Source organism: Brachybacterium rhamnosum (assembly GCF_039526185.1).
Taxonomy (GTDB): Bacteria; Actinomycetota; Actinomycetes; order Actinomycetales; family Dermabacteraceae; genus Brachybacterium; species Brachybacterium rhamnosum.
In genome coordinates, this window is sequence record NZ_BAAAIS010000002.1 from 1,645,398 (window position 1) to 1,671,464 (window position 26,067).

Below are 26,067 nucleotides of genomic sequence, written 5' to 3' on the forward strand. Positions count from 1 at the left end.
CGCGCCGTTCGCGTGGGGCGCTCAGGAGGCGGCCACGCGCTCCCGGGAGCTCTGGACGGCGCCGAGGTTCTCGACGGCCCAGGTGATGAGCGCGCCGAGCGGCTCGAGCAGGGAGCGGCCGAGCGCCGAGAGCTCGTACTCCACGTGCGGCGGGATCTCGGGGTAGACGGTGCGCTCGACGAGACCGTCGGCCTCGAGGGCGCGGAGGGTCTGCGTGAGCATCTTCTGGGAGATGCCGTCCACGCGCCGCGCGATCTGCGAGAAGCGCTGCGGCCCGTCCTCGAGGGCGTTGATGACGAGCACGGTCCAGCGGTCGCCGATGCGGTCCAGGAGCTGCCGGGACGGGCAGGCGCGCGCGTAGGGGTCGACGTCGAGGACGGTCATCGGGGTCTCCTCCGAGGGGAGTGGCGGAGCCGGCGGGGCGGCGGCGCGGGGACGGTTACCGGAAAGTGCCTACTTCCCAATGGAGACTAGGTTACCTACAGTGAGCATCGAGGTCCACGGCGTGTGCTGTGGACGATCGTCACCAGCAGCGCCCCCAGGGCGCCCGGAAGGAGAGCACATGGCTCGCATCGTCGTCCTCGGAGGGACCGGCTACGCCGGTACCGGCATCGTCACGGAGGCCGCATCGCGCGGCCACGACGTCCTCTCCGTCTCCCGCACCGCCCCGGCCTCGCTCCCGGAGGGCGCCGCGCACCGCGCCGGCGACCTGCGCGACGAGACCCTCCTCCAGGAGGTCACCAGGGGGGCCGACGTCGTCATCGCCGCCTCCGCGCCCCGCGGCGACCTCGCCGAGCCCGGCACGCTCCGCGCCGCCTACGCCGCCGCGGCACGCATCGCGGGTGAGCAGGGCGCACGCTTCGGCGTCGTCGGCGGCGCCGGCTCCACCTTCGTCGCCGAGGGCGGCCCGCGGGTCCAGGACACCCCCGACTTCCCCGAGGCCTTCAAGCCCGAGGCGAAGGAGCTCACCGACGTCCTCGCCGATCTCCGCGAGGACACGACCGGCCTCGACTGGTTCTTCGTGAGCCCCGCAGGCGGCTTCGGCGCCTACGCGCCGGGCGAGCGCACCGGCACCTACCGCGTGAGCGACGATCTCCTGCTCGTGGACGAGGCCGGCAACTCCGCGCTCTCCGCGGAGGATCTCGGCGTCGCCATCGTCGACGAGGTCGAGAAGCCCGCGCACCACCGCGCCCGCTTCCACGTCGCCTACTGAGCGATCAGCAGGACCCGGCCCGGGAGTGAGACCGGTGGCTCACCGGTTCCGCTCCCGGGCCCCGCGGCCCGCCCCGTAGAATCACCTCCCGTGGCTCTCTCTATCGGAATCGTCGGACTGCCCAACGTCGGCAAGTCCACCCTCTTCAACGCCCTGACCCGCGCGGAGGTCCTCGCGGCGAACTACCCGTTCGCCACGATCGACCCGAACGTCGGCGTGGTCCCGCTCCCGGACCCGCGGCTCGCGCAGCTCGCCGGCGTCTTCGGCAGCGAGAAGATCGTGCCCGCGACCGTCTCCTTCGTGGACATCGCCGGCATCGTCAAGGGCGCCAGCGAGGGCGAGGGCCTCGGCAACAAGTTCCTCGCCAACATCCGCGAGGCTGACGCGATCTGCCAGGTCACCCGCGCCTTCTCCGATCCCGACGTGACCCGCGTGGACGGCTCCACCGACCCGTCCGGCGACATGGAGATCATCACCACCGAGCTGATCCTCGCGGACCTCCAGACCATCGAGAACGCGCTGCCGCGGCTCGAGAAGGAGACCAAGCGCGGCGTCATCGAGGCGAGCGTCCTCGAGAACGTGACGAAGGCGCAGACGCTGCTGGAGACCGGCGTGACCCTCTTCCAGGGCGCCGAGAAGGCCGGCATCGAGGTCGCCGAGCTGCGCGAGCTGCAGCTCATGACCGCCAAGCCCTTCATCTACGTCTTCAACACCGACGAGGAGGGCCTCGCCGACACCGCCTCCCAGGACGCGCTGCGCAAGCTCGTCGCCCCTGCCGAGGCGATCTTCCTCGACGCCAAGTTCGAGGCGGAGCTCATCGAGCTCGACGAGGACGAGGCCAAGGAGATGCTCGAGTCCACCGGCCAGGAGGAGTCCGGCCTGGACCAGCTCGCCCGCGTGGGCTTCCAGACCCTGGGCCTGCAGACCTACCTCACGGCCGGCCCCAAGGAGTCCCGCGCCTGGACCATCCCGCAGGGCGCGACCGCCCCGCAGGCCGCCGGCGTCATCCACACCGACTTCGAGCGCGGCTTCATCAAGGCGGAGATCGTCTCATTCGACCACCTCCTCGAGGCCGGCTCCATGGCCGAGGCCAAGGCCAAGGGCTGGGTCCGCATGGAGGGCAAGGAGTACGTCATGAAGGACGGCGACGTGGTGGAGTTCCGTTTCAACGTCTGACATCTTGACGGACGGCGGTGCGTGAGTGATCCCCGGGCGATCGAGGCGGATGCAGCTGCGTCTCGCCAGGAAGCACTGGGCGATCGTCGCTGCCACGGCGGCGCTGGCGGTCGGCGGGTGCGCGATGGCCTGGTCCTGGGGCATCTGGGGCGTGTTCGTCGCCTGTGCTGCTCTGACGTCGGTGGGTTCGACGGCGCCTGCTCTGCTGCTTCTGCCGCGGTCCGCGGTGACGCCGATGCTGGTCGCGCAGGTGGCGTCGTGTGCGGTGTGGTTCATGCTCATCGGATGGGGGCTGGTCCTGCTGCTGGACCCGGCGTACACCGTCGGTTGGGTGTTCCCGGGGAAAAGCGGCGTCGGCGCGCGTGTGGTGGACGAGGATGATGCATGGAGGATCGGCTGGCTGATACTCGGTCTGGGGCTCTTCTGCACGGTGACGGTCATCGCCGTCGAGATCATTCCTCGCCTCCGCCGTGCGCGGCGGGAGTCGTGACCTCGAGAACGTCGCGGTCCGGGGTGGGCTGTCCGCGGTGCCCGCGGGCCGCCCACCCGACGCGGTGGTTTCTCTCCAGAGGCTGCTCCGTGCCGGAACTTGGTGGAATTTCGTTTTGCCGTATATCCTCCGGTTGCGCGTGGTGTGATGCGCTTCCTCTGCGTTTGGTCACCGCGTTGCTGCCCTTGTCCATGTCCTCCCGGGTCCGCTCGTGTCGGTGGACAGCTGGATGACGGCCCTGCGAGCCGATCCGCGAGACGCGTTGCCATACGATTGAGCGGTGACGACTCCTATACGCCGCGAGATCGGCCAAGTCTTCATCCCGGTGCGGGACATCCACCGCTCTGCCGACTGGTACGGCAGGCTGCTCGGTGCGGAGGTGTCCCAGCCTTCGCATGACGACACGATCGTCGACGTCCCGATGGAACCGGGCCCCGGCCTTGCTCTGGACGCGAACGCGCCGTTCACGCCGGACGGTCCGCCACGCTTCTTCTGGTGGGCCGATGACCTCGGCGCAGTCGTGGCGCATGTGCGCGATCTCGGGGCCGAACTCGCCTCGGACGTCGTCGACATCGGGAGCGTGGCCTTCGTCCAGTTCCGGGATCCTGACGGGAACCTGCTCATGGTGTGCGCTCGAACGGAGGGCGACGAGTCCGCTCACACCGTTGTCTGACCGCCGGTGAGCGAAGACGCGGCTCATCAGTGCTGGCCCGCACAACGACAGTGGCGGAAGAGATCGCTCGGTGTCGGAATGGGGTGGAGTTCCGCCTCTCGAACTAAACCTTTGGTGCGCTCGCACTCACGGATCGGAGCCGACGCGCACAGCTTCGCTCGCTGTCAGTAATCAGTACCGTGTCGAAGTCGGCGTAAGCCCTCTGTGTCAGCCTTGAGTGAGATCCCCGGTGACCCTCTGTGGATCTGTACCCCGGAGTTGCACCCTTACTGCACAGTGACAGGTTGGTATGTACCGGAACTCGGTTGAATTCAGGTTCAATGTCTAATACAGGCTTCTGACCCACCTACCTGCGCATCAGTCCCTGACACCGGGCACTCCCGTAACATTGCGGGTATGAATGGGGCGCTTTCGAAGGGTCGAGCGAAGGTGCCACCGGCGCGGACTGGCCGACTCGACTCCACGGACCGCCGGTACGAGCCTTTCGTACGCCTCGTCCCAGCACCAGTGCGGCGGGTGGCCTCATCGTGGAGGTGGGAAGCGCCGGACGGGGGTGGTTCGTGGGACCTGCACATCGAGCACGTGGGTGCCCCGACGGCTCCGGTCCGAATGCTGCTGGTCCATGGAGCGGGAGGGAACGCGGCGGCGATGTGGCCCTATGCTGCACACCTGAGTCGCCTGGGCGCTCGGGTTACGGTGGTCGATCTGCCCGGTTACGGGCGAACGATCCGGGTGCGGCGTGGACGCCGCAGCGTCAGTTATGGCGACTGGCAGCAGCTGCTCGTCGATCTCGTGGGTCGCGAGCATGACGAGCGGCCACTGGTCCTCGTCGGAGCGAGCATGGGTGGTGCCCTCGCGGTCGACACCGCTGCAGTGACCGGACTGGCCGACCGGGTCATCGCGACCTGCCTGCTCGACCCGACTCGGCCGGGCATCGCTGCCGCCATCGTGCGAGCCCCGTGGATAGCGCGGCTGGGATTGCCACTGCTGCAGTTCGCCCGGGGGGCAGTGGCGAAACCACGGATCCCGGTCCGCGTGCTGACCCCTATGTCTGCGATCTCGAACGACCCTGGCCTCAGTCATGCAGTGCTCACCGACCCGTGCGGCGGCGGTGGCCCGATGCCGGTGGGCTGGTACCGCTCCTTCCTCGAGGCGGGTCCGGCTATTCCACCCGAGCAATACCAAGGACCACCGGTCGTGCTGTTGCATCCGGCCGAGGATCGTTGGACTATGCCGGAGCTCAGCCTCGACTACCTTGGTCGGCTTCGCGGCAAGACCCGGGTCGTGATGCTTCCGGGCTGCGGCCACTTCCCCCTCGAGGAGCCCGGCTTCCAGGTCCTCCTGGACGAGGTTTCGGATGAGATCGAACAGTTGCTGGATGACCAGCGGAGAGGCAGCTGAGTCGGCCGTGCGCGGTGAGGGACCGTAGCCCGGAGGCCGGTCTGGCCTGGTGAGGCGTGCATGCGTTCCCCCTCGTGGCGACGTCCTGGAGTTCGAGCGCCCGCGCTATGGTGGATCGCAGGAGCTCGCGACGATCATCCCCGGGGCCGGGGCCGCGGGCAGTGCAGCGACCTGGTCATGCCCCGCCATGAGGCGATCGGTCCGCGCGAGATCGCTCGGGTCCTGGCCCCCGGAGGTCATTTGCTCACCCAGCAGGTCGACGGCGCCGACGCCGAGGAGATCCACGAGTGGTTCGGCACCGATCCCCAGTATCCGGAGGTCTCCTCGGGGCGCATCGTGCGCGATCTCGACGCCGAGCGCCTGCTCGCGCTCGACGCGGACCGTCCGATCCGTGTCACGCAGAGACGCTTCCGCATCCTCGCCTCCCGCGATGGGGTTCAATAGTCCGATGAGCACCCCTGACCCGGTCTCGCATGTCGTCGTCTGCGGTCCCGCCTCCTGGAACCACCTGATCTCCCTGGACCGCCTTCCCGAACCGGTCCCGCACATGCAGTTCGCCGAGAGCGCCTGGCACACCGTCGGCGGCACGTCGGCCGGCAAGGCGGCGCATCTCGTCGCTCTCGGCGTCCCCACGGTGCTCCATGCGCCGCTCGGCACCGACGAGGACGGCGGGCGGATCGCCGCGCTGCTGACCGGTGCCGGTGTCGATCTGCGTGCGGTCGGGAGCGAGCGCACCGAGAGGCATGTGAACCTCATGGCGCGGGACGGGCGGGTCTCCCTGTACGTCGCGACCCCGTCGGCCCCGTCGGCCGACGACGTCTCCTCCGCCACCGCGTCGGCGCTCGCGGCCGACGTCGCCGTGCTGGACCTCTCGGAGCTGGGGCTCGCCGTGCTCCGGGATCTCGAGCGCTCCCCGCGCCGCCCCAGCATCTGGACCGACCTGCACGACTACGACGGCACCGCGGCATTCCATGAGCCCTTCCTAGGGGCCGCCGAGGTCGTGCTGATGAACGCCGATGCGACCGACGACGCCTGGGCGCTGCTCGCCTCCTGCGTCGCACGCGGTCCTCGACTCGCGGTCTGCACCCTCGGCGCGCAGGGCGCGATCGCCCTGGAGGCCGACGGGACGCGGCACGAGGTCGCAGCGGTGCCGGCCGAGGTCGTGGACACCAACGGCGCCGGCGATGCCTTCATGGCCGGACTGCTGGCGGCGACGCTGCGCGGACAGAGCATCCCCTCCGCGCTCTCCGCCGCGGCCGCGCAGGCGCGGGTCGCGATCGAGGGCGAGCATCTGCATCCCGCGCTCCGAGCCGAGGGCTGAGCTCTCGACCCTCAGAACGTGCTGGTCACAGACGTAGTTCGGCATATTCTGCCATTCGTGGCGTATACCTCTGGGGCTGTGGGGCGCCCTCTCCGCGCACCTCGAGTGGTCTGGGTCAAGTCCCTTTGAGTGGTGGCTTTTGGGTCAGGCGGTCATGAGGAGCCGGCTGTTGTTCTCGGGGGTTTCGGTGGTGAGCATGTCGGCGCGGCAGCGCATCGATCCTCGCCTGCGGTCTACCGCGAGGCTGAGAGGTCGGGGTCGCTGCGTACGAAGCGGCTCGCGCGATAGCCGAACAGAACCTCCGCCTCGGACACGATGTCGTCGTCGATGCGGTGAACGACAGCGAGGATGCTCGGCAGACCTGGCGGACCGCGGCGTCGCGCACGGGCGCACGGCTCGACGTCGTGCACCTCGAGCTCACGGACGAGAGAGCGGGAGCTGCGACTCCGCACCAGGGATCGGGGTGGAGCCCCGGCGTGCGGTCGGCGTCTCGCAGGAGCAGGTCGCCTCAGGCGGACGTCGCCCCAGAACGCTCGAGCAGGCCGTGCATCCGCATCCAGCTGGCGAAGGACTCGAACCAGCCGGTGCTGGTCGTCTCCTTCGGGTACATGCCGAATCCGTGCCCGCCCCGCTCATAGAAGTGGAGCTCCACGGGCCGCCCGGCGGCGCGCCAGTTTTCCACCAGGGGGAACCCGCTCGGGTCCATCAGGCCATCGTCCGCGGCGAGCGCGATGAACAGCGGCGGCGCGTCGTCGGGCACCTCGAACGCGGTGAGCGGCCCGTAGATGTCGCCGATGAAGGCCGGCTTCGCCTCCTCGCCGACAAGAGCGGTGGCGACGGTGAGCATGGCGCCGGCGGAGAAGCCGACCATGCCGACGCGCTCGGGATCGATCGACCACTCGGCCGCTCGGCTGCGCACGAGCGCGAACGCTGCGTGGGCGTCGGCGATCTGCGGGTCCAGGGCGCCGAGCGCGGTGGCGGGGTCGTGCCGGTGAGAGGGAATCGGTCCGGCCAGCATCTCCCTGATCGCTGCAGCGAAGTCGTCGAGGTGCGCCGGGGTCGGCTTGAGCCGGTACTTCAGCACGAAAGCGGCGACACCACGGGCCGCGAGCGCGCGGGCAACGTCCCACCCCTCGTTCTCCATGGACAAGGACATGAACCCTCCGCCCGGAGCCACGATCACGGCGGTGCCCGTCGCCGTGGCCGGATCCGGCAGGAACGGCGTGAGCGTGGCGATGCCGACATTGCGGGCGAACACGCTGCCGTACTCGCTGTGCCAGGACTCCAGTACCGATGCGCCCGGCAACGGCTCGGTTCCGAGCTCGATGGCGTCCGGCTGTGCGGGGACCGCGATCGGCGTCATCCCGTGCTTCTCGGGCACTGCGGGGTCACTGCTGGGGGTCGAGGCCATGGTCATGAGCTCTCCATTCGGAAGATGCGCCGGGGGAACGCGGTTTCCACGCTCGGCGCCGAGGATAACGCCGCCCGACGGATCGAGGAAGACTGGCGCGCGCCGAGGGTCGCGACACGTCGAGCGGGGGCTCGTCACAGGCTCAGCATCGCCGCCGCGACCTCGGCCGTGGCCGCGTCGGGGATCGCCCTCGACGCGTCCTCGAGCACCAGGAGGCGTGCGCCGGGGATCTCTCGCGCAAGGGCTTCACCGTTGCCGACGGGGAAGAACGGATCGCGACGGCCGTGCACCACGAGCGCAGGCAGGGCGAGGTCGGCGAGACGCTCCCGCCAGCGGGGTCGGCAGTCGAGCCTGGAGAACGTCATCCCCAGCTGATTCGCCATGTGCACAGCGGGCTGCGCGCCCGGAGTGCGGTCCCATACGCGTGCGGCGAGCGACGGGGCGGCCGCAGGGTCGTCGCCGAGGATGTCGGCGGTGCCCGCCGCGTACTCCGCCACCGCGCTGCGATCGGACCAGTCGGGCTTGCGGCGGGAGAACAGCCGAGCCATCGTCGCCTTGTCGTGGTCGGGCAGATCTGCGTCGACGGGCCCAGGGGCGACCGGTCGTGTCCCGACGAGGGTCAGTGCCGAGAAGGCGTCCGGATGATCGAGGGCGGCAACCTGGGCGACCAGGCCTCCGACCCCGATGCCCGCCAGGTGGGCGGGCCGATCGTCGAGCGCGCGGGCGAGACCCACGGCATCTGCGGCGAGATCCCGCAGCGTGTATGCCGGATTCTGGGGGTCGATGGTGGTCGAGGTGCCGGAATCTCGCAGGTCGTAGCGCACGACGTGCCGGCCGCCCCGCGCGAGGGCTGTGCAGAGCTCGTCGGGCCAGGACAGCATGGTGGTGCCTCCTGCGCACAGGAGCAGCGGTGCGGCGGGATCCCCGAAGTGCTCGACCCCGAGCCTCACGCCGTTCGTCTCGTACGTGGTCATCGCGCCCTCTCGTCGTCGACTGGGAAGTTCAGAAAAACAACTACACTTGCGATAGTGAACTTTCGATCCTAGACTGTCAACCATGAAGACCTATGGTCAGTACTGTGGCCTGGCCAGAGCCGCCGAGGTCCTCGGCGAGCGGTGGACGCTGGTGATCCTGCGCGATCTGCTCGTCGGCCCGAAACGCTTCAACGAGCTCAGGACGGGGATCCCGGGCATCCCCTCCAACATCCTGACCACGCGACTCGGCGTCCTCGAGCGGGCCGAGGTGGTCGAGCGCGCCGTCGCGGGCCGCGGCGTCGTCTATCGGCTCAGTGATTACGGGCGGGAACTCGAGCCGATCCTCCTCGCGATCGGCCGGTGGGCGGCGCGGCGGATGGATGCCCCGCGGGAGGGCGAGCGACCCACGGACAGCTCTTTGGCCGCTGCCCTGCTGGCAGCTCGCACCGACACGACGGTCGAGCCGTTCAGCGTCGAGGTGGCGGTCGGACCCGCCGTGGCGACCGCGAGAGTGGGGGAGACCGGTGTCAGCGTCGCCGAGGGGACGTCGCCCGATCCGGATCTCCGCCTCGGCGGCCCGGGGATGCGTCGCCTGCTCGCCGATGGTGACGTCGACGCGGCGCTGAGCTCCGGCGGCATCGACTGCGAGGGGCCGACGTCGTTGGTCGAGGAGTTCGTCCGCGCATTTCATGTCCCACTCGATGCGTCGGTAAGAGAATGAGGGGAGGAGCGGATCCGCGGAGGCGTTGTGGTCCTCCGCGTCCCGCGGCGCCGCAGGGGGGAGGGGCGGATCGGTGACCACCACTGACCCGATCGCACCGACCCGCTTGAGGGCGGTCCTCATCGAGGGCGTCCCGGGGGAGCGGGTCGCGACGATCACGTCACGGGCGCTCGGATGAGCGGGCGCCTGGTCGTGCTCTCCGGCCTCCCAGGGGTCGGGAAGACGAGCGTCGCCGAGATCCTCGCGGCGCGGACGGCGTCGGTCCACCTGTCCATCGACGCGGTCGAGGACGCGCTCCTCGCCTGCGGTCTGCCGCGTGGCTGGGAGGTCGGGGTCGCTGCCTACGAGGCAACGCGAGCGATGGCCGAGCTGAACCTCCGGCTCGGCCACGACGTCGTCGTCGATGCGGTGAACGACAGCGACGAGGCCCGGCAGACCTGGCGCACCGCCGCACAGCGGACAGGCGCTGACCTCCAGTTCGTGCACCTCGTGCTCGCGGAGGAGCAGGAGCATCGGCGGAGACTCCGGGGCAGAGAACGAGGCCTCGAGCATGTCGGTGAGCCGACCTGGGCGGACGTGCAGCAGCGCCGCGCGGACTATGCCGTGTGGTCCGATGCCGTGGTGGAGATCGACACGGGCGGGCGGACTGCCGATGACGTCGCGGATCTTCTCGCCACGCGGCTCGGCTCTGGATGACGTGCCGCGCCCCTACGGCGCCAGGGGGACCGGCGTCCTGTCGGCGCTGGAGGGCCGGACCCACGCGGTGGTCGTCACCTTGAGGGCGCGGCCGCCGTCGCTGATCTGCACCGACATGTATCCGTCCGCGGCGTGCATGATCGGGCCGGTCGCGCTGCGAACGAGCGGGTGGGCCACATCGCCGCACGCCACGTCCTCGGTCTCGTACGCACCGAGCGTCCATGTGCCGACGAGGCTGTCCTGGATCGAGTTCCTGGCTTGAATGAAGCAAGCCTGCGAGTGACGCCTCGTCGGCCGGTGTCGTGGGATCAGCCAATCGGGTGCGGCGCCTCGATGCCCGGCTCTTCGTCCTCGCTAGGCTGAGCCGGTGACCACTCCCTCTTTCGCGGAACAGTCAGCGTGGATGCAGTCGATGCGACCGAGGACGGCGCGCATCGAGTTCGTCTTCAACAATGGCGACGACCAGCACTCGCTGCTCGAGCTCCTGTCCCACCTTCAGTCGGTCAGGACGGTCGGTGTCGGGCCCGGTAACGGGTACTACGTGCGGTCTCGCCCTGACGTGGTGAAGCGCAGCTATGCGTATGACAGGGACATCATCCGTGCGATCGAGAGCCTCGGCTGCTTCTTCCCCGACCCGGAGAGCGGCGAGCAGTGGACGGGGCTGGGGGACGTCGACGTCATCTTCCTCGACCGGCGCGGCGCGATGCTCGGGGCGACCGTGACACACGAGGGCATGCTCCTCTCCCCGGAGGAGGAGGAAGAGAACACCCGGTACTTCCGGTCATGAGGTCCTGCGGTGCAGGGACTCGCTGGAGTTCCGGTCCTACGACTGGCCTGCTCCCGGTCGTCGCAGCGCAGGCCGTCAGAACAGCGGCCACGGCACCGCCGGCATGTCGCCGCTCGGGGCGAGGAAGTGCCCGTCGGCCCGCAGCCGTGCGCACCGCTCTGTGAGCGCCTCGAGCTCCTGTGCGCTGAGCAGCTCTCCGAGGCGCTGGCCGAGCTCACCGTCGAGCGCGTCCAGGACGCGGCCGATGCCGTCCAGTTCCTCGTCGTCCAGAGCCTCGCCGAGCCACCCCCAGAGGATCGTGCGCAGCTTGTCCTCGTGATGGAAGGTGAGCCCGTGGTCGACGCCGAAGCGGTGTCCGCCCGGCATGGCGAGGATGTGGTCGCCCTTGCGGTCGGCGTTGTTGACGATCGCGTCGAACACCGTCATGCGGCGCAGCGCGGGAGTGTCCTCGTGGACCAGGGTGATCCGCTGCTCGTCCTGGTCGAGCCCCTCGAGGACGCTCCGCCAGCCCATGGCCGGCACATGGTCCGTCGGGACCAGGTCCACGGGATGCTGGCTGCGATCCTGCTCCTGCCAGAGCTGCACCATCCCCTCGCCGAATGGGCCGTCGCGCAGCCAGGTGCGCGGCACGACGTCCCAGCCGAGCGTCTCGGAGACCAGGTAGGCGGCGACCTCCCGACGGGCCAGGGTGGCGCCCGGGAAGTCCCAGAGCGGGGCCTCGCCCGCCACCGGCTTGTAGACGACGACCGTCTCGCCGATGGCGGCGAGGAACGTCGCGTTCGACGCCGTCGTGAGGCGACCGGTGAGCACCAGCTCGTCGGTCACCAGGTCCGGCGCGGACATCAGGACTCGGGGATGATGCAGGTGTGGCCGTCGGGGTCGATGGGATGGCCGCAGAGCGTGCACAGGGGACGCCCGGCGTCCACGACCTCGCGGGTGCGCTGGGTGAATGCCCGGGCGGCGCCGACCGGGATCCGCACCCGAAGCATCTCGGACTCCGCCGTTCCGGCCTCGTCGGGCTCGACGTCGTCGGCGGGGAGCGGCTGCGCCTCGATGATCAGCTGGGCCGTGGTGGGGTCCCAGCCGATGCCGATGGTCGCGGCCCGGAACTGCTCCTGGACGGCGTCGAGCGGATCGTTGTCGACGAGCTCGACGGGCGTGCCGGTGGGCACGCTGTAGGGGTTGCCCTCGACGGCGCGGAGCTGGTCGAGGACCTCGTCGACCTTCATCGCGAGCAGTGCGGACTGCTCCTTCTCGAGGGCGATGCTCATGATCTGCGCCCCGGTGCGCACCTGGAGGTAGAACGTCCGGGCACCGGGACGCCCGAGGGTCCCGATGACGACCCGGTCCGGCCAGTCGAACGCATGGAGATGTGCGGGCACGTCGGTCATGTGAGAATCCTAGGCCCGGGGGCCATCGGCGGTGGGAGCGCCTGCACCGCCGCCCACCGGTGCATCGCCGGAGGGGACGCTCGTCGCGAGCCAGGAGAGATCCCCGGAGTCGGTGCTGGTCGCCCAGACCCTCGGCCTGCTCGTCCCGTAGGTCACGATCGACACCGAGGCGGGCCCCACTTCGAGTCGCTGGAACATGTCCAGGTGCATGCCGAGCGCATCGGCCAGGACCGACTTGATGATGTCGCCGTGGCTCACCGCCACCCACACCGCCCCCGGACCGTGCTCGGCCTGGACGGCTGCATCGTGGCGACGGATCGCGGCCACCGCCCTGCTCTGCATCCCTGCCAGGGATTCACCGCCGGGGAAGATGACGGCGGAGGGCTGCGCCTGCACGGTCTGCCACAGATCCTGCGTCGCGAGATCCGCGAGTCGGCGCCCCTGCCACCGGCCGTAGTCGCACTCCGTGAGATCGACGTCGACCGAGGTGAGCGGGGCGCCCGCCTGTCGATCCACGATGGCCCGGGCGGTCTCCGCACAGCGATCCAGGGGGCTCGACACCACCGCGGACACGGGCACGGCCGCGATCCTGTCCCCGGTCCGCACCACCTGGTCGCGTCCCAGATCGTCCAGACCGACACCGGCCATCCGACCCGCCAGCAGTCCCGTCGCATTGGCCGTGGTGCGACCGTGTCGCACGAGGAGAACCGTCGCCATGCCTCCAGCCTAGCGATGCGGTCGAGGTCCGCGTCACCGTCTGCTCGTCAGCTCGGGGAGACGGCCCCGTCCGCGTCGCCCGGCCGGGACGTTGCGTGGATCGAGCACTTCTCCCTCGACCCGGCCGGCGCCGCACGCCGCGGCATGGTCGATGACGAGAGGCCGTGCCCCCCCGCGCGATGGATCGGTGCGCCCCCGGCACCCCCAGGGTCATGCCGTGCGCGCCCCGGGTCGTCGCCCGCCCTGAGCCAGGCGAGGATCTCTACGGCCTCGGTGCCGGACGGGGGTCCGCTGCCGCGCACGGGGCGCCGACGGCGCGGGGTGCTCATCCGGCCCCGCGCACCATCCGCAGCTCCGTGCCCACCGGATCCTCCTTGCGGGCGCCGTCGAGGCGGAAGCCCTGCCGCTCGTAGAAGCGGATCGCCCGCGCGTTCCCCTCGAGCACCCACAGGGAGGCGGGGCCGTCGCCGATCGCGGCGCGCAGCAGCGCATGGCCCAGTCCGGTGCCGTACACCTCCGCACGCACGTAGAGCGCCATCAGCTCCCGCTCCGGGAGACCGCCGGCGGGCTCGTCCCGACCCGCGCCGGCGATGGCGAAGCCGAGCAGACGCTCGCCCGTCCCCTCCGCGACGAGCACGGTGTTGGGGGTGGTCGCGATGCTCTCGCGCCAGCGCTGTGCCCGGGCCTCCCGGTCCGCGCGCCGCGCGGCGAGCACCTCGGAAGCGATGAGCCCTGTGTACGCCTCCTCCCAGGCGTCGAGGTGGAGGGCCGTCAGGGCGGCGGCGTCCTCGGGGCGCGCGGGCCGGATCGGCGGGAGCGCCGTGGTGGCCGATGTGGTTGCGGCCGGCGCGGAACCGGCCGACGGGGAGTCGGCAGCGAGGGACTGATCGCCGACGGCGGGCGAGCGGCGCAGGCACAGCAGCCGCGGCCGCTCGTCCCATGCCGGCACCACGGCGAAGCCGCGGGAGCGGTACAGACCGATCGCGCGCTCGCGCCAGTCCCAGACCGTGAGCGTGACGAGGAGCGGCCCGGCGGCCTCGACCGCGGCGTCGAGCAGGGCGGATCCCACGCCGCGGCCCCGCACGGCGGGGGAGGCCCACAGGCGCTTGATCTCGAGCGACCCCTCCCGCGGGGCGAGCACGGCGATCCCCGCGAGCGCCCCGGGAAGCGCCTCGCCCCCGTCGGCCGTCGTCGTCCCACCGTGATCCTCCACCGGCGCGAGCTCGGCGACGAGGATCCGGCAGCCGGCGAGCGCCCGCGCCGGGTCCTCGACCTCGGCGCGGTACCGCTCGGGCAGCGCGTCATCCGTCCCCGTCGTGGGGCTCACGCCGTGCGCGCGCTTCTCCTCCTCGGTGCCGGAGAGGTACGCCCGCAGCGCCTCCCCGATCGCGGGGAGATCGGCGGGGAGCGCCTCGCGGATCCGGGCTCGGCCGGGCAGGATCGTCATCGCCCCATCCTCCCGCGCGGGCCGGTGCCCGGCGAGCAGGCGCGCTCGCCGGGTGCACCCCGCAGGGACTCCCACCAAGCGGGACGCGGCCCCTACGGTGGGCGCATGACCTCGAAGGAGACCGCCCGGGAGTTCCTCATCTCCCGCCGTGCGCAGATCTCCCCGTCGCAGGCCGGGCTCCCGGACCGCGACGAGGAGCGGCGGGTCCCGGGCCTCCGCCGCGAGGAGGTCGCCGAGCTCGCCGGGGTGAGCACGTGCTACTACACCCGGCTCGAGCGCGGGGAGATCGGCGGTGCCTCTCCGGGCGTGCTCGACGCGATCGCCCGTGCACTCCGACTGACGGAGGTCGAGCGGGAGCATCTCGAGGATCTCGCCCGTCGGCCGTCGGGCAGCAGCCCCCGCGCGGTCGACGACGGGGCCGGGGAGGCGCCGGAGCGGCTGCGGCGACTCGTCGAGCGGATCGCCGTCCCCGCGATCGTGCAGACCCCGCGGCTCGACCTCGTCGCCGCGAACGGTCCCGCCCGCCGGCTCTTCGCGCCTGTGCTCGAGGACCACCGCGGGGCGAACTTCGCCCGCTTCAACTACCTCGATCCTCGGGCACGCGACTTCTACGCGGACTGGCCGCTCGCCCGCCGCACCGGAGCCGCGATCGTCCGCTGTGAGGCGGGCCTCGACCCGCTGGACGAGGAGTTCACGGCGCTGATCAGTGAGCTCTCGACCCGCAGCCCGCTGTTCCGCGAGGACTGGGCCCGACGGGATGTGCACGAGCACCGCACCGGCACCAAGCGCTTCGTGCACCCGCAGCTGGGCCCGCTCACCCTGGACTTCGAGGTCCTCGAGACCCCCGGCGACCCGACCCGCCGGCTCGTCACCTACAGCCCCCGGCCCGGCGCCGCGGACGAGGAGCGCCTCCTCGGCCCCGGCCCCTCGGGCACGGCGCCCCACCAGGCCTGACCCCATCCCGGTCCGGACGGGATCCGCGACCACCATCCTGATCGGAGAGCAGCATGAAGATCGTCGTCATCGGCGGATCCGGCCACATCGGCACCTATCTCGTCCCCCGGCTCGTGCGCGCGGGCCACGAGGTCGTCAGCATCACCCGCTCCGGCGGCACCGGGTACCGGGACTCCCCGGAGTGGGAGCAGGTGACGCACCTCGCCGCGGACCGCGAGCAGCAGGACGCCGACGGCAGCTTCGGCCGGACCGTCCTCGCGCAGGCCCCCGACGTCGTCATCGACCTGGTCTGCTTCATCCTCGACTCCGCGACCGCGCTCGTGGAGGCGCTGCGCGGGGAGGTCGCCCACCTGATCCACTGCGGCTCCATCTGGCGCCACGGGGCCAGCCGCACGCTCCCCATCACCGAGGACTCCGACGCCGCGGGCGCCCCGTTCGACGAGTACGGCCGGCAGAAAGCCGCCATCGCACGGATGCTAGAGGAGGAGACGGCCCGCGGTGGCCTCGTGACGACCTCGATCCATCCCGGGCACATCGTCGGCCCCGGCTGGCACCCCACCGGGCCGCTCGGGAACCGGGACCCGGAGTCCTGGCGGATCCTCTCGGGGGGAGGTGTGCTGCGTGTCCCGGGCAGCGGCGCGGAGACGATGCACCACGTGCACGCGGACGACGTCGCCCAGGTCTTCGAGCGCGCACTCGACCGCCGCGACGCGGCCGCGGGGGAGTCCTTCACCGCGGTCGCGCCGACCGCGCTCTCGGTGCGGGGCTACGTCGAGATCGCCTCCGGCTGGTTCGGTGCCGAGGCGAGCATCGAGCCCGTCACCTGGGAGGAGTTCCGCGCGACCACGGATGAGCACCACGCCCTCGAGAGCTGGGGCCACCTGCACCGCAGCCAGGTCTTCAGCATCGAGAAGGCGAGGACCCTGCTCGGCTACGCCCCCGCCTTCGAGCCGGACGCGGCGATCCTCGAGTCGGTGCGCCTGCTCATCGAGCGCGGGGAGCTCCCGGTCGAAGCGCCGCTCCAGGCCTGACGGGACCGGCGGCGGGCACCTCAGCCCCGCAGGTGCTCCGCCGCGATGCGGGGTGAGCTGAGCACGGGCAGGCCGAGATCGGCGAGCAGCGGCTCCGCCCCGGCCATGCTCGCCTGCGCGAGCACGAGCACGTCGGCCCCCGAGGCGAGGCCGCGCGCGGCGGTGGCGATCGCGGCGAGGTAGCTCTCCTGGTCGCCCTGCTCGAAGAGCGGCCAGGCGCCCTCGGCGAGCACCAGCTCCACCTCGACCTCCGCCCCGGAGCGGGCCGCCTCCTCGAGCAGCAGCGCTCGCGTGGGCGCGAGGGTCGAGGCGAGCGCGGCGACGACGCCGATCCGTCGGCCGGCACCGACGGCGCGCGCGGCCATCGGCCGGTCCACGCGGAACACGGGCACGCCCAGGGAATCGCCGACGCTCTCGGCCACGTCGCCGATGCTCGAGCAGGTGCAGCAGATCGTCCCCGCACCCTGGTCGCGCAGCTCCGCGATCCGCGCGGCGACCCGATCCGTGACCGACTCCGCGCCGAGAGCACGGGCGTCGGCGAGCAGGCTCTCGTCGACGAGGTGGACCGCGCCCGTCGCCGGGTCGAGCTCGGCCAGGAGCGTGTCGAAGGTCGGCACGTGGACGGGGGAGGTGTGCAGGAATCCGGGGCGCGTCACCCGCGGATCATGGCACGCCCTCACCCCGGCCCACCGCGTCGTCCGCCGGCCCTCAGACGTACGGCCGGGTGACCAGCTCGAGGTAGTGGCCCGACGGGTCGAGCAGGTAGACACCCCGCCCGTCGTGCTCGTGGTTGATCTCGCCCGGCCGGGAGCGCTGCGGATCCGCCCAGCGCTCCCGGCCGTTCGCGCGCAGCGCGGCGAGCGCCCGGTCGAAGTGGGCATCGTCGAGCAGGAGGGCGTAGTGCTGCGGCGGGAACTCAATCGGCGGGGTCGCGAACTGCAGCAGGACGCCGCCGCCGATCGTGAGGTTCCGGAACGGGCCCCAGGACGGGGCCTCCTCGGCCTCGAGCAGGTCGCGGTAGAGCCGCGAGGACCCTTCGGGGTCGGTGGACGCGATGATCGTGTGGTTGAAGTGCGCTGTCATGTCTCTCCTGGTGGTGGCTGCGGGCGGTGGGGCACACGCGGCGCAGGAGGAGCGCGGATCAGGGAGCGACCAAGTCGCCGTCCCGGGAGCGGCCGCAGGGGGTCTGGCTGGTCATCACGATCGGAGACTTCAGGCGCCGGGCGACCCGGGTGTAAGACCCGGGCCGCCCGGCACGGGATCAGCCCTCGTAGACCGTCTTCGCGAGGCGGAACGCCGCCCACGCCTTGGGCCAGCCGGCGTAGAAGGCGGCGTGGGTGAGCACCTCCGCCATCTCCTGCGCGGTGACGCCGTTGGCCTTCGCCCGCTGGATGTGGTGCTCGAGGGAGCCGTCCAGCACCCCGCTCGCCATGAGCGCGGTGACGGTGACGATGCTGCGCTCGCGCAGGGGCAGCTGCTCCTCGCGCGCCCAGACCTGTCCGAACAGGACGTCGTCGTTGAGCTCCGCGAACGTGGGGGCGAACTCCCCGAGTGCGTCCCGGCCTGCGGTGACCTTCTCCGTCATGGGTCTCTCCTTCGTGTGGTGGTGGTAGTTCCGAAGCGCCGTCAGGCGGTGGGCAGGGCGCCGTAGATCTCGTCGGTGACGGGCTCGAGCCACTCGTTGCTCGCGTCCGTCCCCGGGGTGAGGAAGGCGAGGTGGCTGAACCACGAGCCGGCCTTCGCTCCGTGCCAGTGCTTCGTCCCCTCGGGGACGCGCACCACGGAGCCGGGCTCGAGGCTCACGGGCTCCTCGCCCTCGGCCTGGTACCAGCCGCTGCCCGCGGTGCAGATGAGGATCTGGTCGCCGCCGCCCCCGGAGGCGTGGTGGATGTGCCAGTTGTTGCGGCAGCCGGGCTCGAAGGTCACGTTGCTGACGGCGACGCTCCCCTCGGTGACGAGCGGGGCGAGGAAGCTCTGCCCGGTGAAGAACTCGGCGAAGGCGTCGTTCGGCGCGCCCGTCGGGAAGATCTGCTCGAAGTCCTGATCCGTCATCGAAGCCTCCTGAGGTGGGATGGTGCGGTGGTCCGGATCCGACGGTAGGCGCGGGCCCGTCCCCGTGGGAGTCCCCGACAGCACCCCCATCGCTCCAGGGCCGCGCGGTTCAGGGGGACGTCAGGCGGGCACCAGGCGGGGGACGAGCCGCACGAGTACGATCATCGCGAGCAGCTCGACGAGGGTCTGCGTGACGACGACCAGCGGGGCGAGGTCGTAGGCCGCCGGCAGCGCGAGCACGAGCGGCAGCACCACGAGCGAGTTGCGGGTGACGCCGCTGAACACGACCGCCCGCCGCCCCGGCACGTCGAGTCCCGCCGCCCGGCCCGCGACCATCCCGATCGGCACCATCACCACGACGAACGCCACGAGCACGGGCACGGCGAGCAGCAGCGCGCCGATCCGCCCCGCGACCCCGGCGATCTGCGAGGCGACGACCACGGCGAGCGTCGCCATCATGAGCGGCACCATCGACGCGCTCACGGCCGCCTCGACCCGCGCGCCGACCCGGGTCCTCGCCGCGGCGAGCTGGGTCAGGCCCGCCGCGAGCAGCGGCGCGACGACGAGCAGGGCGAAGGCCTCGAGGAACGGCCCGGGCTCGATCGAGCGGGCGAGCTCGCCGCCCGCGAACAGCCACAGCAGCGGCGGGAGCAGGAGCATCTGCGCGACCATGAGCACCGGGGACACGGCGAGCAGCCGCTCCCGGTCCCCGCCCGCGAGGCCCGCGAAGACGATCACGTAGTCGATGCACGGGGTGAGCAGCACGAACAGCACTCCCACCAGCAGCGCGGGATCGTCCGCGACGACCCTCGAGAGCGCCCACACCACCACCGGCACGAGCAGCACGTTCACGCCGAGCGCCGCCGCGAGGAAGCGCACGTCCCGCACCGCGGCGCCGATCCGCGCGAAGGGCACGCCGAGGAAGGTCGCGTACAGCAGCAGCGCGAGCACCGGCTGGATCGCGAGCTCCGCGGGGTGCGCGAGGGCGGGGGCCAACAGTCCGACGGCGGCGCCGATCGCGAGCGCCGCGAGGTACAGCGGCACCTGCTGCCGCTCGTGCCAGGGCATCGGGGTCGGCATCGCCCCTCCTCGGTCCGTCCCTCGCGCACGAACGGTGGTCGTGACGTCCCTCCGACGGTAGCGGACCCCTGCGGCCCCCGCGCGCCCCGACCTGCACCCGGACGGCGCACGGGGGCGACCTCCGCCCGGTGCCGGGCAGGTCAGCTGCGGCCGGCGAGCACCCGCTCGAGCGGGATCCGGTCGTCCTGCCACGGGGTGAGCAGCCAGACCGCGAGGTAGGCGCCCGGTCCCAGCACGGGCAGGAGGAAGGACGCGAGCACGAGCAGGCGCACGAGCCACACGTCCAACCCGGTCCTCTGTGCAATGCCCCCGGCGATGCCGCCCACGAGTCGGCGCGGACCGCGCCGGACGTCGAGGCGGCGGATGGAGTCGAAGATCCCGTTCATGCGGTCGACGCTACGCGCGCCGCGCGTCCCGCGCACCGGGGTCGGCCCCCGAGGGTGGGTGGGGGAGAGCCACAGGGTCTGCCGACCCGGTCAGAGGCCCTCGGGCAGCGGGTGCTCGCCCTTGATGACGAAGAACGAGCCGCGGATCGTGCCCGCGAGCTTCGACTTCTGCCGGGCGAACCTGAAGGCGCCGAGCTCCTCGGGGACCTCCATGCCCTCGGAGAGCTTGAGGCCCACGGCGCGCTTGCCGCCCTCCTCGCGCGTCCACAGCACGTTCAGCGCGAGGCCGGACTCGTGGAAGACATGCACCCAGAGGATCCCCTCGACGTCGTTGACACTGACCTCGAGCGCGGGGGAGACGATCACCATGTCCCGCTCGCTGCGCAGGATCTCCTGGACCCAGGCGAGGGTCTCCGGCGCCTCCGCGGCGGGCACGACGGTGAACGTGTGCTTGTACTTCGTGTGGAAGTAGCGGGCCTCGTTGGCGCGCAGGCCGGCGAGGGCCTCGGTGACGGGGGAGGACTCGAGGCCCTCGGTGGAGACATCGGTGAACGAGACGGCCTGACCAGGCATGTGGCCTCCTTGGGACGGTGGGGGAAGCGTACGCTGAGCGCCGCCCGTCCGTCTGACAGTCCCCGAGGAGCCCCGCCGCGATGACCGATCCCGTGCCGCACGTCGTCCGCCGCGGGCAGGGGGCGCCGCTGCTGCTCGTGCACGGCAACGAGGTGGACCACCGCTTCCTGCTCGACCTCGAGGACCTCTTCGACGAGAGCTCCCCGTGGGAGCGGCTGCACCTCGACCTCGCGGGCTTCGGCCGGACCCCGGCGCTGCCCGCGCCCGGCGGGCTGCCGCAGCTCGCCGACTGGCTGGACCGCGTGGCCGGCGAGCTCCTCGACGGGCGACCCTTCGCGGTGATCGGCTCCTCGCTCGGCGGACTGCTCGCCCGGGACCTCGTCGCGCGCCGACCGGAGCGCTGCCTCGGCATCGCCCTGCTCGCGCCCGTGGTGGACCCGGTGCACGCCCACCGCACCCTGCCGCCGGGCGAGGTGCTCGAGCCGGATGACGGGCTGCTCGCCTCCCTCGCCCCCGAGGAAGCCGCCCTCTACGCCGAGCTCGCCGTCGTGCCGTCGCAGGAGAACTGGGACCGGTTCCGGGCCACGGCCCTGCCGGGGCTGCGCGCCGCGGATCGTGGAGCCGTCGCGCGCCTCGCCGCGGACTACACGCTCCCGCGCCTTCCCGACGCCGCGCTCGAGGAGCTCGATGCCCCGGTGCTCCTGGCCTTGGGGCGCCAGGACGCCGTCGCCGGCTACGAGGACCAGCTCGCCCTCGCACGACGCCTCCCGCGCGCCACGACCGCGGTGCTCGACCGTGCCGGGCACAATCTCCACCTCGATCAGCCGGTCGCGGTGCGGGACCTGCTGCGGCACTGGCTCGCGGCCGTCGGCGAGCCGCCCCGGCCTGCGGCGACCGTCGGCACGGCGTCCGTCCGCGCAGCGACCTCGGCGCCCGCGACGCTCCGCCGCCTGCGCCGCGGCGACGCCCCGGACGTCCTCGCCGCCTTCGCCTCGCACCCCGACATGGCCCGGCAGGGCACGGTGCGCAGCCCGGAGGAGGCGGAGCGGTACGTGGCCCGGTTCCTCGACACCGGGGCCGACGGGCGCCCCTCCCCGCACGAGGCGTGGGTGATCGACGAGGAGGGGAGGGCCGTCGGCCTCGTCGGCCTCACGGTCGACGAGGCCGAGCGCAGCGGATGGTTCTGGTACTGGCTGCATGCGGAGGTCCGCGGCCGCGGGCTCATGGCCCGCGCGGCAGCAACGGTCGCGCAGTGGGCGCTCACCGCGCGGGATCTCGAGCGGCTCGAGCTCGGGCATCGCGTGAACAACCCGGCCTCGGGGGCGGTGGCCCGTGCCGCGGGCTTCGTCCCGGAGGGGACCGAGCGCGGGAAGTTCCTCGTCGACGGCGTGCGGGTCGACGTGCGCACCTACGGCCGTCTGCGCACCGACCCCGCCCCGGTCGTCGAGCCGCTGCCCCTGGACCCCGGGCCCGAGCGGTGACTCGTAGGATCGAGGGACGGAGCATGGCGACGGGAGCGGAGGGCGTGATGGCGGTGGATGCGGAGGGTGAGGCCGTGAAGGACCCGCTGGCCCTCGAGAGCCAGGTGTGCTTCGCGCTGTCCCTCGCCTCGCGCAGCGTGATCGCCGCCTACCGGCCCGCGCTCGAGCCGCTGCACCTCACGCACCCGCAGTACCTCGTGATGCTCGCGCTGTGGGAGCGGGCGCCGCTCTCGGTCAAGGGGCTGAGCGGCCTCCTGCACCTCGAGCCCGCGACGCTCTCGCCGCTCATCAAGCGGCTCGAGGCCCTCGGCTACGTGCTGCGCACCCGTGACAGCGCGGACGAGCGCTCCCTCGCGATCGTGCTGACCGACGAGGGCGCCGCGCTGCGGGCGGAGGCGGAGAAGATCCCCGCCGCGATGATGCGGCGACTGCGCATGGACGAGCAGGAGCTCACGGCCCTGCACGCGAGCATGATGAAGCTGATCACCGTCGCGCTCGAGGACGAGGTGCCCGGGGGCTGACCGACGTCGCCGACGGGACGGGGATCACTCCGAGGCAACTAGTTAGTGCACTAATCGTTCGCGTACAGTTCTTGAGGTCGGCCGACGGCCGCCACCACGAGTCCCGCCGACCCAGGAGAACGCACCGTGAGCATCCCCGGCCTCGTCATGACCATCGTCTCCGGGATCCTGCTGTTCCTGGGCTCTGTGTGGATCTACTCCACCACCATGACCTTCGGCCGCAGCCGCGCCTCGAGGGCCGCGATCGCCATGGTCTCCGTCGGCGTCGTGCTCGGGACCGTCGGCGTCTTCCTCCTGCTGGGCTGACCGGCGCGGCCCGGGCGAGCGCGGCTCAGCCCCGTCACCGCCAGGCGCCGACCCGGCACCGGCCGTCCTCGTCCGAGCCGGCGGCGAGCACCGTGCCGTCCTCGCGACACGCGACCGAATGCTGGAGCCCTGCGTCGATCACGGCCCGGTGCACGTCGATCAGTCGTCCCAAACGCCCGAGCTGCCCCGGCGGTGCGAGCCCAGCAGGTGCGTGTCCACGATGCCCACGGCCTCCATGAGCGCGAACATCGTCGTGGGGCCGACGAAGGCGAAGCCCTCCTTCCGCAGCCGCTTCGACAGCGCCACGGACTCCGGGGAGCGGGTCGGGACCTCCGCCGCGGTGCGCGGTCGCGGCGTGACCTCCGGCCGGTAGGACCACACGAGCTCCACGAGGCCGCCCCGCTCCCGCAGGTCCAGCGTGGCGCGGGCGTTCGTGATCGTCGCCGCGATCTTCGCGCGGTTGCGCACGATCCCGGCGTCGGCCAGCAGGCGCTGCTCGTCGGCCTCGTCGAAGCGCGCGACGATCTCGGGATCGAAGCCGGCGAAGGCCTCGCGGAAGGCGGGGCGCTTGCGCAGGATCGTCGCCCACGAGAGCCCCGCCTGGAACGCCTCGAGGCTGATCCGCTCGTACATGCCCTGCTCGTCGCGCACGGGCATGCCCCACTCGGTGTCGTAGTACGCCTGCAGCAGGGGATCGGTCGCGGCCCAGGCGGGGCGCGCCAGGCCGTCCTCGCCGAGGACCGTCCCGGCGTCGGGGGCGGTGTCGGTATCGGGGGTGCTCATGCGGTCCTCTCGAGGGTGAGCAGGGTGGTCTTCGCGTCGGGGCCGCCCACGTAGCCGCCGGGGGAGCCGTCGCCGCGCAGCACACGATGGCACGGGACGACGATCGGCAGCGGGTTCGTCGCACAGGCGGTGCCCACCGCGCGCGAGGCCCGCGGGTTCCCCACCTGCGCGGCGACCTGCCCGTAGGAGAGCGTGCTGCCGTAGCCGATCCGGGGCAGGAACTCCTGCACCCGGAGGCGGAACCCGCGGGAGAGCGCATGGTCCAGCGGCAGGTCGAAGCGCTGCCGGGTCCCCGCGAAGTACTCCTCGAGCTCACGCGCGGCAGGATCGAGCCGGCCGCGGTCCCGCAGGATCCGGGGGCTCACGGTGCTCGCGACCGTGTCGAGCACCCCGTCGAAGTCCTCACGCTCGTAGGCGACGCGCAGCAGGCCCTGCGCGGTCGCGGCGAGCAGCAGCGGGCCGACGGGCGAGTCGACGGTGCGGGTGGCGACGTCCAGCAGCCGCTCCGCCCGCGCGGCCGCGGCGAGACGGTTCTGCAGACGATCCAGCTGCGCGGGGTCGACGGGGAGGTGGGCGGCGAGGTCGGGGGCGGGGATCATCGGTCGGCTCCTTCGGGGGCGAGGGTGCGGCGCAGCGTGGCGACCCCGTCGGCCGCGGCGCGGCGGACGGCGGCGGGCGTGCTGCCGGTGAGCTCGGCGGTCTCAGCGTGGGGGAGTCCGCCCAGGTAGTGGTAGGCGACGGCGAGGCGCTGCTTCTCGGGCAGCGCCGCGACCTCCGCCCACAGCCCCACGTCGGCGCCCGGCCCGCCCGCGGTCGAGGCCCATTCGGGCAGGGACTCCACGGGCAGCGGAGCGCGGGATCGCCGACGGATCACGTCGATCGCCCGCCGCTGGGCGACCCGCACCAGCCACGCCTCCACGTTCGTCGACGCCGGCAGTTCCGGCCAGGCGCGCAGGGCGGAGAGGAAGGTCTCGGACCAGGCGTCCTCCGCGTCCGCGGCGTCCAGGAGCACCGCACGGCACACCCGCATCACGGCGGGGCCGTGCCGGGCGACGGCCTGCTCGAAGGGCTCACGCATGCTCATGTGCCGCAGTCGCCGGGGCGCGGCGGGATGTGAGGCGGTGATCGGGGACGCTCATCCGCCGCACGCTACCGGGGTCGCTCATTCTGCGCTCACTCTCGCCCCCGAGGCTCTCTCCCGCAGGCCACCGATCCCCGAAGGAGATTCCCGTGAGCAGTCCCGTCCCGCAGCACCGACCCCGGGTCGACACCCTCCCGTTCCGCGCCCTGACGCCCGAGCGGATGATGAAGGTCCCGATCATCACGGCGACCTTCTGGACCATCAGGATCCTCTCCACCACCGTCGGCGAGACCTTCGCCGACTACCTCGCGGTGAACGTGGGCCTCGGGCCGATGGTCACCACCGGCATGATGCTCGTGCTGCTCGCCGCCGCGCTCGTGCTGCAGTTCCGCTCCCGCGCCTACACGCCGTGGATCTACTGGACCACCGTGGTGCTCGTGAGCATCGTCGGCACGCAGATCACCGACTTCTTCACCGACACCCTCGGCGTGAGCCTCTACGTCTCGACCGCCGTGTTCACGGTGCTGCTCGCGATCGTGTTCTCCGCCTGGTACGCGCAGGAGCGGACCCTCGCGATCACGTCGATCGACACCGTGCGCCGCGAGGCGTTCTACTGGGCCGCGATCCTCACCGCCTTCGCCCTCGGCACCGCCGCCGGTGATCTCGCCACCGAGGCCCTGGGGCTCGGGTTCCTGCTCGGCGCGATCATCTTCGGCGCGCTGATCCTCGCCTGCGCGGTCGCCGCCCGCGCCGGGGTCTCGGTCGTCGCGACGTTCTGGATCGCCTACGTCCTCACCCGCCCGCTCGGCGCCTCGATCGGTGACCTGCTCACCCAGGACCGCGCCTACGGCGGCATGGGCCTCGGCGCGAGCCTGACGAGCCTGCTGTTCCTCGCCATCATCGTGGTCCTCGTGATCCGCGAGCAGCTCCTCGTGCACCGTCACGGCGTCCAGGTCAAGGGCCAGGGCGTGCCCGGTGGGCGACTCCGCGACGTGGTCTGGGCCGGCGCCGGCGCGCTCGCCATCGTGGCCGCCGCCGGCACCGCCACGGCCTTCCACCCGGCGCAGCCCGCACCGGCCGCGTCGTCGGCCGCCGCCTCCCAGGGCCCGCTCGGCGACCTCTCGAGCTTCCAGATGATCGTCGACGACGTGAACACGAAGATCGAGGCCGGGGACCTCTCCGGCGCCCGCACCCGGGTGAAGGACCTCGAGACGGCGTGGGACTCCGCGGAGGCCGGTCTCAAGCCGCAGTCGCCGCAGGACTGGAGCACGATGGACCAGGCGATCGACGCGGAGCTCACCGCCCTGCGCGCCGACCACCCGGACCAGGCGACCAGCCTGCAGGCCTCCCACGACCTGCAGAAGGTCATCACCTCCCTGCAGGGCTGACCGACACCGCGCA

Annotated in this window: 34 protein-coding genes; 16 read left to right on the plus strand and 18 right to left on the minus strand. The window is 72.0% G+C overall.

Annotated features, from left to right (window positions below; translation table 11 throughout):
- Positions 1–21 precede the first annotated feature (21 nt).
- On the minus strand, positions 22–384 hold the full coding sequence (locus ABD080_RS09440) for a winged helix-turn-helix transcriptional regulator (protein ID WP_137770188.1): 363 nt from the start codon (positions 382–384) through the stop codon (positions 22–24).
- Between the two features lie 178 nt (positions 385–562).
- Between ABD080_RS09440 and ABD080_RS09445 the strand changes: the two genes are divergently transcribed.
- The 7 genes from ABD080_RS09445 to ABD080_RS09475 all read left to right on the plus strand — a co-directional run bounded on the left by ABD080_RS09445 (position 563) and on the right by ABD080_RS09475 (position 6,274).
- Complete coding sequence (locus ABD080_RS09445; protein WP_343904471.1) at positions 563–1,213, plus strand: NAD(P)-dependent oxidoreductase; 651 nt, start codon at positions 563–565, stop codon at positions 1,211–1,213.
- 90 nt (positions 1,214–1,303) lie between these two features.
- Positions 1,304–2,389, plus strand: coding sequence for a redox-regulated ATPase YchF (ychF, locus tag ABD080_RS09450; protein WP_343904472.1), 1,086 nt, complete (start codon positions 1,304–1,306; stop codon positions 2,387–2,389).
- A gap of 49 nt (positions 2,390–2,438) precedes the next feature.
- Positions 2,439–2,879, plus strand: a complete 441-nt coding sequence (locus ABD080_RS09455; protein ID WP_137770191.1) for a hypothetical protein — start codon at positions 2,439–2,441, stop codon at positions 2,877–2,879.
- Positions 2,880–3,159: 280 nt separating this feature from the next.
- Positions 3,160–3,552 (plus strand): VOC family protein, encoded by a 393-nt coding sequence (locus tag ABD080_RS09460; protein ID WP_137770192.1) that lies wholly within the window; start codon positions 3,160–3,162, stop codon positions 3,550–3,552.
- A gap of 609 nt (positions 3,553–4,161) precedes the next feature.
- The gene (locus ABD080_RS09465) at positions 4,162–4,953 is read left to right on the plus strand and encodes an alpha/beta hydrolase (RefSeq protein WP_343904473.1); all 792 of its coding nucleotides are present in this window, start codon (positions 4,162–4,164) and stop codon (positions 4,951–4,953) included.
- 177 nt (positions 4,954–5,130) lie between these two features.
- Complete coding sequence (locus ABD080_RS09470) at positions 5,131–5,397, plus strand: hypothetical protein (RefSeq protein WP_343904474.1); 267 nt, start codon at positions 5,131–5,133, stop codon at positions 5,395–5,397.
- A 4-nt stretch (positions 5,398–5,401) separates the two neighbouring features.
- Positions 5,402–6,274, plus strand: a complete 873-nt coding sequence (locus tag ABD080_RS09475) for a carbohydrate kinase family protein (RefSeq protein WP_343904475.1) — start codon at positions 5,402–5,404, stop codon at positions 6,272–6,274.
- A gap of 508 nt (positions 6,275–6,782) precedes the next feature.
- Here the strand turns inward: ABD080_RS09475 and ABD080_RS09485 are convergent.
- Positions 6,783–7,691, minus strand: coding sequence for an alpha/beta hydrolase (locus tag ABD080_RS09485; protein ID WP_137770196.1), 909 nt, complete (start codon positions 7,689–7,691; stop codon positions 6,783–6,785).
- Positions 7,692–7,819: 128 nt separating this feature from the next.
- On the minus strand, positions 7,820–8,659 hold the full coding sequence (locus ABD080_RS09490) for an alpha/beta fold hydrolase (RefSeq protein ID WP_343904476.1): 840 nt from the start codon (positions 8,657–8,659) through the stop codon (positions 7,820–7,822).
- Between the two features lie 82 nt (positions 8,660–8,741).
- Here ABD080_RS09490 and ABD080_RS09495 point away from each other — a divergent pair, with 82 nt between their 5' ends.
- Positions 8,742–9,380, plus strand: a complete 639-nt coding sequence (locus ABD080_RS09495; protein ID WP_343904477.1) for a winged helix-turn-helix transcriptional regulator — start codon at positions 8,742–8,744, stop codon at positions 9,378–9,380.
- A gap of 174 nt (positions 9,381–9,554) precedes the next feature.
- A complete protein-coding gene (locus ABD080_RS09500) occupies positions 9,555–10,076 on the plus strand; it encodes a P-loop nucleotide/nucleoside kinase family protein (RefSeq protein WP_137770198.1) in 522 nt (173 codons plus the stop codon).
- A gap of 12 nt (positions 10,077–10,088) precedes the next feature.
- On the opposite strand, the gene ABD080_RS09505 is transcribed toward ABD080_RS09500, so the two are convergent.
- Positions 10,089–10,388 (minus strand): lipocalin-like domain-containing protein, encoded by a 300-nt coding sequence (locus ABD080_RS09505; RefSeq protein WP_343904674.1) that lies wholly within the window; start codon positions 10,386–10,388, stop codon positions 10,089–10,091.
- Between the two features lie 55 nt (positions 10,389–10,443).
- Between ABD080_RS09505 and ABD080_RS09510 the strand changes: the two genes are divergently transcribed.
- Positions 10,444–10,863 (plus strand): hypothetical protein, encoded by a 420-nt coding sequence (locus tag ABD080_RS09510; RefSeq protein ID WP_137770199.1) that lies wholly within the window; start codon positions 10,444–10,446, stop codon positions 10,861–10,863.
- 75 nt (positions 10,864–10,938) lie between these two features.
- Here ABD080_RS09510 and ABD080_RS09515 read toward each other — a convergent pair whose 3' ends face one another.
- The 4 genes from ABD080_RS09515 to ABD080_RS09530 form a co-directional block, all read right to left on the minus strand.
- Positions 10,939–11,706 carry an SCO1664 family protein gene (locus ABD080_RS09515; protein WP_137770200.1) on the minus strand — a complete coding sequence of 256 codons (768 nt, stop codon included), beginning with the start codon at positions 11,704–11,706 and terminating at the stop codon, positions 10,939–10,941.
- A complete protein-coding gene (locus ABD080_RS09520) occupies positions 11,706–12,254 on the minus strand; it encodes a DUF3090 domain-containing protein (RefSeq protein ID WP_137770201.1) in 549 nt (182 codons plus the stop codon). Before ABD080_RS09520 ends, ABD080_RS09515 begins: the two co-directional genes overlap by 1 nt.
- Before the next feature lie 9 nt (positions 12,255–12,263).
- Positions 12,264–12,971 (minus strand): MSMEG_4193 family putative phosphomutase, encoded by a 708-nt coding sequence (locus tag ABD080_RS09525; protein ID WP_205750689.1) that lies wholly within the window; start codon positions 12,969–12,971, stop codon positions 12,264–12,266.
- A 325-nt stretch (positions 12,972–13,296) separates the two neighbouring features.
- Positions 13,297–14,418: a GNAT family N-acetyltransferase gene (locus ABD080_RS09530; protein ID WP_343904478.1), complete on the minus strand. Its 1,122-nt coding sequence runs from the start codon at positions 14,416–14,418 to the stop codon at positions 13,297–13,299.
- A 105-nt stretch (positions 14,419–14,523) separates the two neighbouring features.
- On the opposite strand from ABD080_RS09530, the gene ABD080_RS09535 reads away from it, so the two are divergent.
- Together ABD080_RS09535 and ABD080_RS09540 are read left to right on the plus strand one after the other, a co-directional pair.
- Positions 14,524–15,372 (plus strand): helix-turn-helix transcriptional regulator, encoded by an 849-nt coding sequence (locus ABD080_RS09535; protein WP_343904479.1) that lies wholly within the window; start codon positions 14,524–14,526, stop codon positions 15,370–15,372.
- Positions 15,373–15,425: 53 nt separating this feature from the next.
- Positions 15,426–16,403: an NAD-dependent epimerase/dehydratase family protein gene (locus ABD080_RS09540; RefSeq protein WP_343904480.1), complete on the plus strand. Its 978-nt coding sequence runs from the start codon at positions 15,426–15,428 to the stop codon at positions 16,401–16,403.
- Positions 16,404–16,423: 20 nt separating this feature from the next.
- Here ABD080_RS09540 and ABD080_RS09545 read toward each other — a convergent pair whose 3' ends face one another.
- The 7 genes from ABD080_RS09545 to ABD080_RS09575 all read right to left on the minus strand — a co-directional run bounded on the left by ABD080_RS09545 (position 16,424) and on the right by ABD080_RS09575 (position 20,494).
- Positions 16,424–17,059, minus strand: coding sequence for an aspartate/glutamate racemase family protein (locus ABD080_RS09545; RefSeq protein ID WP_343904481.1), 636 nt, complete (start codon positions 17,057–17,059; stop codon positions 16,424–16,426).
- 52 nt (positions 17,060–17,111) lie between these two features.
- On the minus strand, positions 17,112–17,486 hold the full coding sequence (locus tag ABD080_RS09550) for a VOC family protein (protein ID WP_343904482.1): 375 nt from the start codon (positions 17,484–17,486) through the stop codon (positions 17,112–17,114).
- A gap of 178 nt (positions 17,487–17,664) precedes the next feature.
- On the minus strand, positions 17,665–17,988 hold the full coding sequence (locus tag ABD080_RS09555; RefSeq protein ID WP_343904483.1) for a carboxymuconolactone decarboxylase family protein: 324 nt from the start codon (positions 17,986–17,988) through the stop codon (positions 17,665–17,667).
- 41 nt (positions 17,989–18,029) lie between these two features.
- Positions 18,030–18,455, minus strand: coding sequence for a cupin domain-containing protein (locus tag ABD080_RS09560; protein WP_343904484.1), 426 nt, complete (start codon positions 18,453–18,455; stop codon positions 18,030–18,032).
- Positions 18,456–18,575: 120 nt separating this feature from the next.
- Positions 18,576–19,535 carry an arsenic resistance protein gene (locus ABD080_RS09565; RefSeq protein ID WP_343904485.1) on the minus strand — a complete coding sequence of 320 codons (960 nt, stop codon included), beginning with the start codon at positions 19,533–19,535 and terminating at the stop codon, positions 18,576–18,578.
- 140 nt (positions 19,536–19,675) lie between these two features.
- The gene (locus ABD080_RS09570; protein ID WP_343904486.1) at positions 19,676–19,921 is read right to left on the minus strand and encodes a PspC domain-containing protein; all 246 of its coding nucleotides are present in this window, start codon (positions 19,919–19,921) and stop codon (positions 19,676–19,678) included.
- Positions 19,922–20,011: 90 nt separating this feature from the next.
- The gene (locus ABD080_RS09575; protein WP_343904487.1) at positions 20,012–20,494 is read right to left on the minus strand and encodes a phage tail protein; all 483 of its coding nucleotides are present in this window, start codon (positions 20,492–20,494) and stop codon (positions 20,012–20,014) included.
- Positions 20,495–20,574: 80 nt separating this feature from the next.
- On the opposite strand from ABD080_RS09575, the gene ABD080_RS09580 reads away from it, so the two are divergent.
- The 3 genes from ABD080_RS09580 to ABD080_RS09590 all read left to right on the plus strand — a co-directional run bounded on the left by ABD080_RS09580 (position 20,575) and on the right by ABD080_RS09590 (position 22,802).
- Positions 20,575–21,975, plus strand: coding sequence for a GNAT family N-acetyltransferase (locus ABD080_RS09580; RefSeq protein WP_343904488.1), 1,401 nt, complete (start codon positions 20,575–20,577; stop codon positions 21,973–21,975).
- 23 nt (positions 21,976–21,998) lie between these two features.
- On the plus strand, positions 21,999–22,496 hold the full coding sequence (locus tag ABD080_RS09585) for a MarR family winged helix-turn-helix transcriptional regulator (RefSeq protein WP_343904489.1): 498 nt from the start codon (positions 21,999–22,001) through the stop codon (positions 22,494–22,496).
- Between the two features lie 126 nt (positions 22,497–22,622).
- Complete coding sequence (locus ABD080_RS09590; RefSeq protein ID WP_137770213.1) at positions 22,623–22,802, plus strand: hypothetical protein; 180 nt, start codon at positions 22,623–22,625, stop codon at positions 22,800–22,802.
- 159 nt (positions 22,803–22,961) lie between these two features.
- On the opposite strand, the gene ABD080_RS09595 is transcribed toward ABD080_RS09590, so the two are convergent.
- From ABD080_RS09595 to ABD080_RS09605, 3 genes are read right to left on the minus strand one after another with little or no spacing between them, the layout of a single operon-like run.
- Positions 22,962–23,585 carry a DNA-3-methyladenine glycosylase I gene (locus ABD080_RS09595; RefSeq protein ID WP_343904490.1) on the minus strand — a complete coding sequence of 208 codons (624 nt, stop codon included), beginning with the start codon at positions 23,583–23,585 and terminating at the stop codon, positions 22,962–22,964.
- Positions 23,582–24,184, minus strand: a complete 603-nt coding sequence (locus ABD080_RS09600; RefSeq protein ID WP_343904491.1) for a methylated-DNA--[protein]-cysteine S-methyltransferase — start codon at positions 24,182–24,184, stop codon at positions 23,582–23,584. The genes ABD080_RS09595 and ABD080_RS09600 overlap by 4 nt, the downstream gene beginning before the upstream one ends.
- On the minus strand, positions 24,181–24,663 hold the full coding sequence (locus tag ABD080_RS09605; RefSeq protein ID WP_377827294.1) for an RNA polymerase sigma factor: 483 nt from the start codon (positions 24,661–24,663) through the stop codon (positions 24,181–24,183). The genes ABD080_RS09600 and ABD080_RS09605 overlap by 4 nt, the downstream gene beginning before the upstream one ends.
- 152 nt (positions 24,664–24,815) lie before the next feature.
- On the opposite strand from ABD080_RS09605, the gene ABD080_RS09610 reads away from it, so the two are divergent.
- The gene (locus ABD080_RS09610; protein WP_343904493.1) at positions 24,816–26,054 is read left to right on the plus strand and encodes a COG4705 family protein; all 1,239 of its coding nucleotides are present in this window, start codon (positions 24,816–24,818) and stop codon (positions 26,052–26,054) included.
- Positions 26,055–26,067 lie beyond the last annotated feature (13 nt).